We start from the raw sequence: 13,408 nt of genomic DNA, 5'->3' as shown, positions 1-13,408 counted from the left end.
AAGTACTCACGAGCGGTCACGCAAGCAGTGCCCGCAGCTGGGCGGCGAGTACGTCCCATCGCCACTCCGCCTTGACCCATTCGCGTCCGGCCGCACCCATGGCGGCCGCGCGATCGCGGTCGGCGAGAACCGCAATCACCGAACGGGCCACCTCGTTCACCGACGTGCCGTCGACGACGAGCCCGGTCTCGTTCTGGCGCACCGTTTCCGGTGCACCACCCGACTGTCCCGCGACCACGGGGACTCCACTGGCGGATGCTTCGAGAAACACGATCCCCAGGCCTTCCACGTCCAGTCCCGCGCCCCGTGTGCGGCACGGCATGGCGAACACGTCGGCGATCGTATGGTGTGCCGCCAGTTCGGCCGACGGGACCGTTCCGGTGAACACCACGTGGTCCTCCATACCCACCGCCCGGGCTATGGACCGGAGGCGGTCCTCGTAGGGCCCGCCGCCGACGATTACGAGTACCGCACCGTCGATGTGCTCACGGATGGCCGGAAGGGCCCGGATGAGAACGTCCTGCCCCTTGCGCGGCACCAGACGCGACAGGCACAGGACAGTCGGCCGCTCCCCCAGCCCGTACCGGGCCCGCAATTCCGTGCGAGCGCCGCTGTCGGGCGCAAACCGTTCCGTGTCGACCCCCGGCGGCACGTGCTCGAGCGCGGCGCCCGCACCGAATGCGGACGCGAAGCGGCCACGGGTGTAGCGGCTCACGTAGGTGACGACGTCCGTCTGCTCACCGATCTGCCGCAACGCCTGCCGCGCGGCGGGCAGCATCGACCAGCCCACTTCGTGCCCGTGCGTGCTGGCGATGACGCGCTGCGCGCCAGCACGGCGAAGCGTCGGAGCGAGCAAGGCGAGTGGCGCGGCGGCCCCGAACCACACATTCGCGCACCCGTACTCCTCGATCAGCCGCGCGGCGCGCCGGGCCACGAACGGTGTCGGCACCATCAGCGTGGTGGGATGGCGTACCACCGGAAAGGGCTGTCGTGCATCGAAGGTGACATGCGAGTCGCCCCGCCACCGCGGGGCATACACCACCAAGTCGTCCGCCGGAAAGTGCTTGGCGAAGGTGTGCAGGTACGACTGGATACCACCCGGGCGGGGCGGAAAATCGTTCGTCACCAACAGGGTTCGACGCATGTGACCACCGTAGGCGGTTGACCAGGCGCTGGGCGACGCAGGGTCACCCCAGTCGGGCGCCCACCCAGTCGGCCCACTCGTCCCGGAATTGATCGGCATCGACGTCGAGGACCTCGGCCAGTGTGTCGTCGACCTGCACGGGGTCACTCTCCCCGACAGCCAACGCACGATACAGCTGCGTCACGTTCGATTCACCGAATTCCTCTGCCACGAACGCGTTGAGGGACCACGCCGTCTCGTAGGCGATGGACCCGCGCTCACCTGCCGCAGAGAAGTCCTCGTCACGGGGGAACTCCTGCGGTGCGCCTTCCTCGTCCACCAGCGCCGTGAGCGCGGGTGCGATCCGGCGTTTCTCCTCGTCGGAACCGCGGTATGCCGCGTACTCCGCGTACCCTTCGAGCACCCACATCGGCGAGTGATCGACCGTGTCGGCCCGCGCCGCCACATGGGTCAGTTCGTGCCGCAGGATCGCCCGGCGCGTCACCTCGGTGAGGCGCTCCGCCGACGCCGGGCTGAACACGATTCGCTGGCCGCTCACCGCTGCTGCCTCCGGGTCGACGGCATCCGAGATCGCGACGGCGGCAATGTCACGTCCGTCGTGATCCGGGCCGACCAGCGCCGTGAACTCGTCTTGCGACGCCGCCACCCACACGAGCGTCCTGCCCGCCCAGTCCGGCCCCCACAATTGCGTGACGTTGACCACCGCAGACGGGAGTTCTTCGGCCAGCCGGTCCACCATTGCGGCGTTGTCGGGGTGCCCCAGCACCACCGACGTCAGTCCGTCGCCTGTGTCCACGCGGCGCGACACCACGGGGCCGAAATCCCACGGCCCACGCCAAGTCCGATGATCCCCGTCCACTGTGGCGTTGTCGCTCACCAGGGTCCAACGATCACCGCGCCGGGCGACGACCAGTGACACAGGTTTACGGGTGGAAAGCACGTCGACGTCCGCGATCGCATAGCGGAGTCGAACCGCGGGTGACCACACTTCGTCGGCGCCGAGCGCGTCGACCAGACTCTCCGGCACCTCGGTCGCGGTACCGTCGGCGAGCTCGTATCCCCAGTCCGAGAATTCGACAGCCGCGAGATTCGCGGCTCGCCGCGTCTCTGCAGCGAGAAATCCGGGTGATGCCGACGCATCCATCAGCTGTGACAAGGCTGCCGGATCGTTCGAGCGAACTGCCTCCGCCCATCGATCCAGGAGGGCCTGCACCGCGATGCGACGGCTCTGCTCCGCGGTGTCGGCGTTGCCGACGGCGCCGTCCGTGCGTTCGCCGGTTCGCGAGAATGCAGTCAAAGCCAGTACGACGAGGACGGCGAGAACGAGTCCCACCAGGGCGGCGAGTTCCCAGGGACGCGTCCGGCGGCGTGATGTCGGCTCCCCGGCGGTCGCCGGCTCTGATTCAGGCACGCCGGTGAGTGTATGAGCATGACCTCGAACGGTGGCGGGACGGTCACCGTCAGTAGCGGCGTGCTCCGTAGAACGGGAACCTGGCCATCGACTCGATTTTTACCGGGACACCGAATGTGGACGCGTGCAGGATGTTGCCGTTGCCCGCATACAGGCCGACGTGAGAGGCGTCGTCGTAGAAGAGGACCACGTCGCCGGGCTGGAGCTGATCGCGCGACACCGGGGTGCCCCCGCCTGCCTGCGCCTGACTCGACCGCGGCAACGTCTTCCCGACCTGCTTGTAAGCCCACACCACGAGACCAGAACAGTCGAACTCGTTCGGACCGGTGGCGCCCCAGACATACGGGTCGCCGATGCGGGTCATCCCGGCCTGGAGTGCGCTCGACCCGGAGCCCGGTGTGAGGTGGGCGAGGATCGTGTTCGGATCGAATCCCGGGGGGAACGGGGTACCGGCCAACTGGTCGCGCTCGGCACCCGTGAGGTCACCGAACGCCTTCATCACCTCACCGATCTGCGCCTGCAGGTCACTCTGCTTGCGCTGCAAATCGTCGCTGAGCGCCTTGGCTTCTTCGGTTGCGGACCGGGCGGTGTCCGCGGACTGCTTCGATGCTTCCGCGGCCTTCGCCGCATCCGACGTCGCTGCCTGGAACTGCGCGACCTGGTTGCGGGTCTCGTTGGAGATGACGTCGAGAGCCGACATCTGGTCCAGAAGTTGCTGCGGCGAATCACTGACCATCACCGCGAAGAGCCGATTGGTGCGGGCTCCCTGGTAATTGGCTGTGGCCAATTTGTTCACCACCGGCTCGAACACCGCAATGCGCGCTTTGGCGGCGTCGAGAGCCCCCTGATCACCGGCGAGCTTCGCCTCGGCGTCACGTTGTGCCGCCAACTTGGCGTCGAGGTCGATCTGCGCGTTGTGGAGTGCCTCGGACGTCTGCTCGGACTGCCGGGAGAGATCACCGAGTTTGGCCAGTGCCTCCGTTGGGTTGGTGACCACCGGGTCCGCGCCCGCCGACACGGTGGGCAGAGAGGTGAGTGTCAAGGACAGGACGCCCACGGTCAGCATGCTGCGCAGCGAGCGCTTCATCTTGTTCGAGCCCACGGAATGCGGTTCTCCGTTCATCGATCTCCACCACCCGAGACGCGATGCGATGCGCGACACGAGGGTCCGCGGTCGCGCACGGCCACGGAATGCTGAAGAGGTGGCGACCCGCGTTGTCGTCCGGTTCGGGTGACATGAGTTCGCAAGGTCTCGGATAGGTTACGGAATGGCATACGTTCGTGTCCACCTCCGACGCAGCCTCGTGGCACAGACGACAACGGGGCGCATTTCCGACGGTGACAGGGCGCCGAGATGTCACAAAGGGTGGGTTCGAATGGCGATTCGAACCCACCCTCGGTGGTCGTGCGCGATCCTGCGAAGCTACCCCGTACATCCCCGGACGAGTCCCGGAGATGCGTGTGCCACGCGGCTGGATCAGTAGCGGCGTGCGCCGTCGAAAGGCATCGACGCGATGGGCGCCAACTTGACCGGCTGGCTCTCGGTCGAGGCGTGGATCACGTTGCCGTTGCCAGCGTAGATACCGGAGTGCGACCCACCGTAGAAGGACACGACGTCGCCGGGACGAAGATCGGACTGCGCGACGGGAGTCCCGGCCGCGGCCTGGTCGTAGCTGGTGCGCGGCAGGTTGAGTCCGGCCTGCTTGAACGCCCACTGCACGAGACCGGAGCAGTCGAACGAATTGGGACCGGCGGCGCCGTAGACGTACGGGGCACCGATTTTGCTCTGAGCTGCCTGAACAGCTTTGTCGCCGGTGGAGGACGCGGGCGGCGCGGGTAGCGCGGGCGCTCCGGGGACCTGCGGGATGACGACGCCCGGGATCTCGAAGGTTCCGATTCCGGGGATGGTGATGGGGTCCGCAGCGGCCGGGGCTGCGGTAGCGGTGAGCGCACCTACTGCAAGAGCGCTGGCGACGATTGCCCGCCGCACATTCCGCTTGGAAACTTGTGACGCCACGAAAGGGGTACTCCGTTTCTTCCATTCGTCCGCCGACCGAGTTAGCTGACGGGTTCGGGCTGGGAAGATCAGCCCTACCCACCGGTCCGACGAACGTCCCGGCAGGATTCACCCCAGTAGAAACTTGGGTTCCCGGTACGGCCCTCTCACGAGAAGCCGATTAGGCGGTGACTAGCGATGCTGTCCCGGTGTGGGGCGGCAAGACTCCGCTAGGTCTCAGGAAGGTTACGAAATGGAGTACCCGGATGTCGACCGGGACACGCGAAGATTGCCCATCGGGCGCAGGGATACCCGCCGCGGGCGCCTGTACCGGGTCCCGATAACAGCGAGATAACAGCCGGTTGGTTTCCGATCTCTTTTCGATAGCGGCTGTGGCGATTTCGCCCGACCCTTTCGCGAGGAGCCTTCGCCGACCCCGCATCCGTGCAGTTCACATACCCTTCCTCGATACGAGACCCGCGACGCGTCGCCGAGGCCGAACACCTGTCATCGTCCGCCCGAGGCACACCCACTGCGCGACAATCGCTGCCCGCTACCGCACTCTGGGACGAGCCGGGAAGAGGCAGTGTGATCCTCGTCTCCCCACCCCCGAAGTGTTCGTTGGAGAGGCTTGTCGGTACCCGCCCATACGCTCCGGGCTGTGAGAGTTTCCGGCGTACCCGAGTTACCGAAATTCGTGCAACCGAAGTTCGAGCAACTGAGGTTCGACGAGCTCGACACCCCGCTGCGAGATACCACCTTCGTGATCGTCGATCTCGAAACGACCGGTGGACGGCCCGGGGAGGACGCGATTACCGAGATCGGCGCCGTGAAGGTGCGCGGAGGCGAAGTACTCGGCGAGATGGCCACCCTCGTGGATCCGGGTCGCTCCATCCCGCCGCACATCGTGGAGATCACCGGAATCACCACGGCGATGGTCGTGGACGCCCCGCGTATCGAGCGGGTACTGCCTGCCTTTCTGGAATTCGCACGAGGCTCGGTGCTGGTTGCGCACAACGCTCCCTTCGACACCGGTTTCCTCAAGGCCGCCGCGGCGGCCACCGACACCCCCTGGCCCAAGTTCACGGTGCTGTGCACGGTCAAGCTGGCGCGCCGCGTCCTCACCCGCGACGAAGCGCCGTCGGTGAAGCTGTCCTCCCTTGCCCGGCTCTTCGACGTCAGCACACAGCCCACTCACCGCGCACTCGATGACGCCCGCGCCACCGTCGACGTCCTGCACGCTCTGATCGATCGGGTCGGCAACCAGGGAGTGCACAGCCTCACCGAACTCGTCGATTACCTTCCCGATGTCTCCTCCCACCAGCGAGCCAAGCGCACCCTCGCCAGTCACCTACCGCATGCCCCGGGGGTGTACCTGTTCCGTGGCCCCTCGGACGAGGTGCTCTACGTCGGAACGGCGACAGACCTGCGGCGCCGGGTACGCAATTACTTCACCGGGTCCGAGACGCGCGGACGGATGAAGGAGATGGTGGCGCTCACCACCCGGATCGATCATGTGGAGTGCTCGCACGCGCTCGAGGCCGGTGTCCGCGAACTGCGCCTACTCGCCGCACACACGCCGCCGTACAACCGGCGGTCGAAGTATCCGAAGCGCGGATGGTGGATCACACTCACAGTCGAGGCCTTTCCCCGACTGTCCGTCGTACGCACTCCCACTCCGGATTCACTCGGCCCGTTCCGGTCCCGCTCCACCGCGGTCGAGGTCGCGGAGACGCTCGCCGAGTACTGCGTCTTGCGAACCTGTACCACCCGGATACCGAAAGGACGGGAGCATGGACCGCAATGTCCGCCGCGCGAACTCGCCCGGTGCCCGGCGGCCGTGCAGGGTCTGAAAACCGAGGACGACTACAGCCCCGGCCCCCGACTCTTCCGTCACCTGCTGCGAGGCGTCGACGACACGCCACTGCGGCGGATGCGCACACGGCTGGACGGGCTCGCGGCGAGCGAGTTGTTCGAGAACGCCGCCCGGCTGCGCGACCGCACTGCCGACGTGGCCCTCGCATTGCGCAGGATGCAACGGCTGGCTGCCCTCACCGCGCTCGAGGAGATCGTGGCGGCCCGCCCGGCCGCCACCGGAGGCTGGGAGTTCGCGGTGATCCGGCACGGCCGGCTCGCATCCTCCGGGCGTGCGCGGCGCGGAATACACCCGATGCCGGTGGTTGAGGCTCTGGTGCTCGCTGCCGAGACCGTCGTTCCGGATGATGCGCCGCTCCGCGGGGCCTCGCCCGAGGAAGCCGGCCTGCTGGCCCGTTGGCTCGCTAGCGAGGGCACCCGCATAGTCAGTGCCTCCGCGGGATACTGCGAACCCGCGCGAGGGGCCGGATCGTGGGCGGAGTGGTGCGAGCGGGCCCGCGCCGGCAGTGAACCGACACCCGAACCGGAGTCCCGAGCGCCTGTGCCCGACGCTGTTCACCACCACATAGGGTGGCACTCATGATCAACGCCATCGTCCTGATCCACGCCGAAGCCCGCCGCATCCCGGAAACAGCGCAAGCCGTCGCCGATATCGACGGCGTCGACAAGGTCTACTCCTGCGCCGGCGACATCGACTTGATCGCAATCGTGCGGGTCCGGGACCACGCGAAGATCGCCGAAGTGGTCACCGAGGGGATCAACAAGGTCGACGGAGTGTCCAGGACGGCAACGCACATCGCGTTCCAGTCCTATTCGAGCGCCGATGTCGAGGCCGGATTCTCCATCGGCGAATGACCGCGCCGGGCGGGCGCGCTACTTGGTCGCCGTCATCGCCGAGGTGACTGCGGCCCACTTCGCCAGAAGTGCCGCCGCCGCCCCACTGTCGATTGCCTGAGCTGCAGTCGTAATACCCTCGGCCAAGAGTTCTTCGAGCGGGCGGTCGCCGAGACCACGGAAGGCCGCGATGGCGCCGGCAGCGTTGAGCAGAACCGCGTCACGCACCGGCCCGGCCTCGCCGTCGAGGAGGCGCCGTGCCACCAGCGCGTTCGCTTCGGCGTCCCCGCCCCGCAGCTCGTCCAGCGACACCCGGGCGATACCGAGATCGCGAGGATCGAGCTGACGCACCGTCACCGATCCCTCGGACACGAGATGCACGGTCGACGTGCTCGACGTAGTCAGCTCGTCGAGGCCGTCATCCCCCCGCACAACGAGTGCGGAGTTACCGCGCTGCGCCAGCACCCCGGCGACCACCGGGAGCAGATCGCGGAACGCGCAGCCGATGAGTCCCGCGCGCGGCCGCGCCGGATTGGTGAGAGGCCCCAGCACATTGAACACCGTCGGGATGCCGATTTCCTTACGCGGCGCCGCCGCGAACCGGAGGGCGGGATGGAAGACCGGCGCGAAGCAGAAACCGATACCGGCCTCGCGCAAGGAGCGTGCCACCTCGTCGGGCCCCAAGTTGATCCGAACACCGAGTGCTTCGAGTACGTCGGCGCCGCCACTTTTCGAGGAGGCGGCCCGGTTTCCATGCTTCACCACCCGAATGCCGCTGGCGGCCACCACGATCGACGCCATCGTGGAGATGTTGACGGTGTTGGACCGGTCGCCACCGGTACCCACGATGTCCACGACATCGGCATCGACCGGCACCTTGCGCGCATGGCCCAGCATCGAGTCGGCCAGTCCGCGCAGTTCTTCCGGAACGACACCCTTCATCTTGAGGCCGACACCGAACGCGGCGATCTGGGCGGACGTGGCATTGTCGGACATGATTTCGTCCATTGCCCACGTCGCGTCTTCCACCGACAGGTCGCGTCCTTCGGTGAGCGCCCCGAGAACCGACGGCCACGTGCGGACCGGCGGGGTCGTGTCGTTCGTCCCCTGGGCGTCCGGGCCCTGCACGGTCGGGCTCTGCATCGTCGTGTCCCCTCGAAACTCGTAGCGATGTGTACTCGTGTGATCCGCTCTCCGCAGCCTAGTTGCCTTGCGTATCCATCTCGCGCACCGGTTGCATTGCGTCCCACCCCGCGACGTCCCCACCGAGACGCTGTGCCAGCCCGGCCATTCTCGACCGTTCCTGGGAACAGTGCAGCGCGTCCAGCACCTGGACCCGTTGTAACACCAACTCCACGGTCCCCTCGGCCGCGCCGGGGGTGTCGGCAACCGCGACGCCGGTGCGCCGTGGCCGGTATCCGTCCTGCGCGGCAATGGACTCCGCCTCGCCGACCGTGGTCGCCGGCAGCCGCAAATGGTGACGCAGCACGGCCTCCTCGCCGGCCCGCCACACCGGGGTCTCCGAGGCCGCGCGTTCGAGCGTGGTCGAGCACGCCTCCACGTCGTCGAAGCAGGAGGCGACCACGACGAGATCTTCCCGGTCCGGGTCCAGCGGAGGCGCCGACCTGCCGCCGCCGAACAGTCTCCGCAACCACCCCGTACTGTTGTCACGAGTTCGCATTCCTCCACCCTTTCATGCCCCGCCACCAGCGTGTCAGCAGGCAGAATCGGACAAGCGGGACGCGTCGGCGCGCCGAGGGTGGACCCGGGTAGTCGTCTCTTACGACGAAGCGTCATACTTCTGTCTGTGACGAGCGCAGTAGGGACTTCAGGATCAGCAATCACCCAACGCGTGCACTCGCTGAACCGACCAAACATGGTCAGCGTTGGCACCATCGTGTGGTTGTCAAGTGAGCTCATGTTCTTCGCAGGGCTCTTCGCCATGTACTTCGTGGCCAGAGCACAAGCGAATGGAAACTGGCCGCCGGAGCCGACCGAGCTGAACCTCTTCCTCGCCGTGCCGGTGACGCTCGTGCTGATCGCCTCGTCGTTCACGTGCCAGATGGGCGTGTTCGCGGCCGAGCGCGGTGACGTCTTCGGTCTGCGCCGCTGGTACCTCCTCACCCTCGCCATGGGCACGTTCTTCGTGCTCGGCCAGGGATACGAGTACGTGCACCTCGTCGAGCACGGCACGTCCATCTCGAGCAGCGTGTACGGCTCGGTGTTCTACATGACCACGGGATTCCACGGTCTCCACGTCATCGGCGGTCTCATCGCGTTCGTCTTCCTGATCGCCCGCACCAAGGTCAGCAAGTTCACGCCCGCCCAGGCCACCGCCGCGATCGTCGTCTCGTACTACTGGCACTTCGTCGACATCGTGTGGATCGCCCTGTTTGCCACGATCTATTTCATCCGTTGATCAGCTGAACGCCCAGGCAGCCCCCTGACGTCCAGTCCGTCCCGACATACCAAAGGGATACAGATGAGTTCATCCCCCCCGCCCGCATCCGATACCACGGCGTCTGCCGCGAAGACGCGTCGCCAGCGCAAGCTACGCCGTCGCGTCACGGGCGCCCTGGTCCTGATGATGGGACTGGTCAGCGCCGGTTTCCTCGCGTCCGCGTTGACGCCTACCCCGCAGGTGGCCACCGCGACCGACGATCAGGCAGCACTGATCCGTGAAGGCAAGCAGTTGTACGACACGTCGTGCATCACCTGCCACGGTGCAAACCTTCAGGGTGTGCAGGACCGCGGGCCCAGCCTGATCGGTGTCGGTGAGGCCGCCGTCTACTTCCAGGTGTCGTCGGGACGCATGCCCGCGTCGCGTAACGAGGCGCAGGTCGAGCGCAAGCCGCTCAAGTTCGACGCCGAGCAGACGGACGCCATCGGCGCCTACATCCAGGCCAACGGCGGCGGCCCCACGGTCGTGCGCGACGAGAACGGCGAAATCGCCCAGTCCTCGCTGCGCGGCGGCGACATCGGACGAGGCAGCGAACTCTTCCGCCTCAACTGCGCGTCCTGCCACAACTTCACCGGTCGCGGCGGAGCACTGTCCTCCGGCAAGTATGCGCCCGTCCTGGACCCGGCCAACGAGCAGCAGATCTACACCGCGATGGTCACCGGACCGCAGAACATGCCCAAGTTCTCGGACCGTCAGCTGACCCTCGAGGAGAAGAAGGACATCATCGCCTACATCAAGTCGTCGGGCGAGACGAAGCAGCCCGGTGGATACGGACTCGGCGGCATCGGTCCGGCATCCGAGGGCTTGGCCATGTGGGTCGTCGGAATCATCGCTGTCGTCGGTGCAGCACTGTGGATCGGAGCAAGGTCATGAGCGACGCTGGCCAACCGGGCGGCGCTACGCCAAAGAAGTACACGGACGCGGAACTCGAGAACCTGAGCCGCGACGAGCTGGTCGAACTCGGTACCAACCTCGACGGGGTCGATGTCGCGTTCCGCCGCAACCGCTGGGCGGTCGAAGGAACCAAGGCCGAGAAGCGCGCCGAACGCTCCGTGGCGTTCTGGTTCGCCCTCGCCGGCGTCTCGGCCGTGGCGTTCATCGCGATCTACCTGTTCTGGCCGTGGGAGTACGCCGGCGCCGGTGAAGAGAACTACTCCGCGTACAGCCTGTACACCCCGCTGATCGGTCTCACCATGGGCCTGGCCATCCTCGGTCTGGGTGTCGGCGCCGTCCAGTTCACCAAGAAGTTCATTCCGGAAGAGCTGTCCGTCCAGGACCGCCACGACGGCGGATCGTCCGAGACGGACCGCCGGACCATCGTCGCGGAACTCGGAGACTCCTTCGACACCTCGACGCTCGGGCGCCGCAAGCTCATCAAGCGCAGTCTCCTCTTCGGTGGTGGCGCACTCGGAATCATGTCCTTGATGCCGCTCGGTGGACTGGTCAAGAACCCGTGGGCACAGCGTGACGATTCGCCGCTCTGGGTGTCCGGCTGGACGCCCCGCTACGCCGGCGAGACCATCTACCTGCGCCGAGACACCGGTCGTCCTGAGGACGTCGTCCTCGTCCGTCCGGAAGACCTCGACGCCGGTGCCATGGAAACCGTTTTTCCTTTCCGCGAGTCCGACCGCGGCGACCACGACGCCCTGCTCGAGGGCCTGCGCGGTATCCGCAACGCGACGATGCTCATCCGTCTGCGCACGGAAGACACCGAACGGGTCACCAAGCGCAAGGGCCAGGAGAGCTTCAACTACGGCGACTACTTCGCCTTCTCGAAGATCTGCACCCACCTCGGCTGCCCCACGTCGCTGTACGAACAGCAGACCAACCGAATTCTCTGCCCGTGCCACCAGTCGCAGTTCGACGCGCTGACCTACGGAAAGCCGATTTTCGGTCCCGCTGCTCGTGCACTTCCGCAGTTGCCTATTACAGTGAACGAAGAGGGTTTCCTGGTCGCCACCGGTGACTACATCGAAGCTCTCGGCCCGGCATTTTGGGAGCGTCGACCGTGACCAACAACAAACCGTCCAGACTGAACGCCATGGCCGCCGGCCAGGCGGAGGCAATGGACTCCCGTTACCACCTCGCAGCAGGAATGCGGCGGCAGATCAACAAGGTCTTCCCCACCCACTGGTCGTTCCTGCTCGGTGAGATCGCGCTGTACAGCTTCGTCATTCTGCTGATCTCGGGTGTCTACCTCACCTTGTTCTTCGACCCGTCGATGGCCCACGTGGTCTACAACGGCGCGTACGAGCCTCTGCGCGGCGTCACCATGTCGCGCGCATACGAGACCACGCTGAACATCTCCTTCGAGGTGCGCGGCGGATTGTTCGTCCGGCAGATCCACCACTGGGCGGCATTGATGTTCGCGGCGTCCATCGTGGTGCACCTGATGCGCATCTTCTTCACCGGCGCCTTCCGGCGTCCGCGTGAAGCGAACTGGGTCATCGGTTGCCTTCTCTTGATCCTGGCCATGTTCGAGGGCTTCTTCGGTTACACCATTCCCGACGACCTCCTGTCGGGTACGGGCCTACGTGCCGCGTTCTCCGGTATCACCTTGAGCATCCCGATCGCCGGCACCTGGATGCACTGGCTGATCTTCGGCGGCGACTTCCCCGGCGACCTGATCATCCCCCGGCTCTACGTGGCGCACGTCCTGCTGTTCCCCGGCATCATCCTCGCGCTGATCGCCGGTCACCTCGCGCTCGTCTGGTACCAGAAGCACACGCAGTTCCCCGGCCCCGGCCGCACGGAACAGAACGTCGTCGGCGTCCGGATCCTCCCCGTCTTCGCCGTCAAGTCGGGCGCGTTCTTCGCCATCACCTTCGGTGTTCTCGCCGTCATGGGCGGCGTGCTGCAGATCAACCCGGTGTGGACCATCGGCCCGTACAACCCGGCACAGGTGTCCGCCGGGTCGCAGCCCGACATCTACATGATGTGGACGGACGGCCTGGCCCGTCTGTGGCCCGCGTGGGAGATCTACCTGTTCGACCGGTACACCATCCCGGCCGTGTTCGCGGTGGCGCTGATCATGGGACTCGTCTTCACCGTCCTCATCGCCTACCCGTGGATCGAGAAGCGTCTGACCAAGGACGACGCTCACCACAACCTGCTGCAGCGTCCGCGGGACGTTCCGGTCCGCACGGCGATCGGCGCAATGGCACTGACGTTCTATGCCGTTCTGACGATCTCCTGCATCAACGACATCATCGCGTACCACCTGAGCATTTCGTTGAACGCGATGACCTGGATCGGCCGTATCGGCATGGTGTTGCTGCCGCCCCTCGCGTTCTTCGTGGCGTACCGGTTCTGCCTGGGTCTGCAGCGCAGCGACCGTGAGGTTCTCGAGCACGGCATCGAGACCGGCATCATCAAGCGGATGCCCAATGGTCAGTACATCGAGATCCATCAGCCGCTCGGCCCGGTCGACGGCCATGGCCACCCGATTCCGCTCGAGTACCAGGGTGCGGCCATCCCGAAGAAGATGAACAAGCTCGGCTCCGCAGGCAAGCCCGGCTCCGGCAGCCTTGTCACCGCAGACCCGATCGAAGAGAGCGAAGCTCTCGAGGCCGCTCTGCATCATGGTGAGCGCGAACAGCTCACCATGCTGACCGAGCTTCAGAATCGGGTGCACGGAAACGGAAGCTCAGGCAACGGCAGCTCCGGCAACGGCGAGGCCCACTGAGG

General features: G+C 66.3%; 12 protein-coding genes and 1 riboswitch. Of the genes, 6 read left to right on the top strand and 6 right to left on the bottom strand.

Going from position 1 to position 13,408, the window contains the following annotated elements:
- Positions 1-16 precede the first annotated feature (16 nt).
- From GFS60_RS12735 to GFS60_RS12720, 4 genes are all read right to left on the bottom strand, one after another.
- A complete protein-coding gene (locus tag GFS60_RS12735) occupies positions 17-1,144 on the bottom strand; it encodes a glycosyltransferase family 4 protein (RefSeq protein ID WP_159921677.1) in 1,128 nt (375 codons plus the stop codon).
- Between the two features lie 43 nt (positions 1,145-1,187).
- On the bottom strand, positions 1,188-2,555 hold the full coding sequence (locus GFS60_RS12730; protein ID WP_159921675.1) for a hypothetical protein: 1,368 nt from the start codon (positions 2,553-2,555) through the stop codon (positions 1,188-1,190).
- 49 nt (positions 2,556-2,604) lie between these two features.
- Positions 2,605-3,657 (bottom strand): C40 family peptidase, encoded by a 1,053-nt coding sequence (locus tag GFS60_RS12725; protein WP_159927122.1) that lies wholly within the window; start codon positions 3,655-3,657, stop codon positions 2,605-2,607.
- 375 nt (positions 3,658-4,032) lie between these two features.
- Complete coding sequence (locus tag GFS60_RS12720) at positions 4,033-4,572, bottom strand: NlpC/P60 family protein (protein WP_109329220.1); 540 nt, start codon at positions 4,570-4,572, stop codon at positions 4,033-4,035.
- A 14-nt stretch (positions 4,573-4,586) separates the two neighbouring features.
- Positions 4,587-4,749: riboswitch (cyclic di-AMP (ydaO/yuaA leader) on the bottom strand.
- A 463-nt stretch (positions 4,750-5,212) separates the two neighbouring features.
- Between GFS60_RS12720 and GFS60_RS12715 the strand changes: the two genes are divergently transcribed.
- Both GFS60_RS12715 and GFS60_RS12710 read left to right on the top strand, forming a co-directional pair.
- A complete protein-coding gene (locus GFS60_RS12715; protein ID WP_442972190.1) occupies positions 5,213-7,009 on the top strand; it encodes a DEDD exonuclease domain-containing protein in 1,797 nt (598 codons plus the stop codon).
- Positions 7,006-7,281 (top strand): Lrp/AsnC family transcriptional regulator, encoded by a 276-nt coding sequence (locus tag GFS60_RS12710; protein ID WP_109335029.1) that lies wholly within the window; start codon positions 7,006-7,008, stop codon positions 7,279-7,281. Before GFS60_RS12715 ends, GFS60_RS12710 begins: the two co-directional genes overlap by 4 nt.
- An 18-nt stretch (positions 7,282-7,299) precedes the next feature.
- On the opposite strand, the gene trpD is transcribed toward GFS60_RS12710, so the two are convergent.
- Both trpD and GFS60_RS12700 read right to left on the bottom strand, forming a co-directional pair.
- Positions 7,300-8,403, bottom strand: a complete 1,104-nt coding sequence (trpD, locus tag GFS60_RS12705; protein WP_159921673.1) for an anthranilate phosphoribosyltransferase — start codon at positions 8,401-8,403, stop codon at positions 7,300-7,302.
- 58 nt (positions 8,404-8,461) lie between these two features.
- The gene (locus tag GFS60_RS12700) at positions 8,462-8,941 is read right to left on the bottom strand and encodes a hypothetical protein (RefSeq protein ID WP_159921671.1); all 480 of its coding nucleotides are present in this window, start codon (positions 8,939-8,941) and stop codon (positions 8,462-8,464) included.
- 126 nt (positions 8,942-9,067) lie between these two features.
- Between GFS60_RS12700 and ctaE the strand changes: the two genes are divergently transcribed.
- The 4 genes from ctaE to qcrB all read left to right on the top strand — a co-directional run bounded on the left by ctaE (position 9,068) and on the right by qcrB (position 13,406).
- On the top strand, positions 9,068-9,679 hold the full coding sequence (gene ctaE / locus GFS60_RS12695) for an aa3-type cytochrome oxidase subunit III (protein ID WP_159921669.1): 612 nt from the start codon (positions 9,068-9,070) through the stop codon (positions 9,677-9,679).
- A 63-nt stretch (positions 9,680-9,742) separates the two neighbouring features.
- Entirely contained in the window at positions 9,743-10,594 is an 852-nt protein-coding gene (gene qcrC, locus GFS60_RS12690) for a cytochrome bc1 complex diheme cytochrome c subunit (protein WP_201453561.1), read from the top strand.
- On the top strand, positions 10,591-11,733 hold the full coding sequence (qcrA, locus tag GFS60_RS12685; protein ID WP_159921667.1) for a cytochrome bc1 complex Rieske iron-sulfur subunit: 1,143 nt from the start codon (positions 10,591-10,593) through the stop codon (positions 11,731-11,733). Before qcrC ends, qcrA begins: the two co-directional genes overlap by 4 nt.
- A gap of 29 nt (positions 11,734-11,762) precedes the next feature.
- The gene (qcrB, locus tag GFS60_RS12680; RefSeq protein WP_159927118.1) at positions 11,763-13,406 is read left to right on the top strand and encodes a cytochrome bc1 complex cytochrome b subunit; all 1,644 of its coding nucleotides are present in this window, start codon (positions 11,763-11,765) and stop codon (positions 13,404-13,406) included.
- Positions 13,407-13,408: the final 2 nt, after the last annotated feature.

Origin of the sequence: Rhodococcus sp. WAY2 (genome assembly GCF_009859915.1) — a bacterium.
In the GTDB taxonomy this organism is placed as follows: domain Bacteria; phylum Actinomycetota; class Actinomycetes; order Mycobacteriales; family Mycobacteriaceae; genus Rhodococcus_F; species Rhodococcus_F oxybenzonivorans.
The sequence above is the reverse complement of the archived record's forward strand: the minus strand, read 5'-3'. Positions and strand labels throughout refer to the sequence as shown.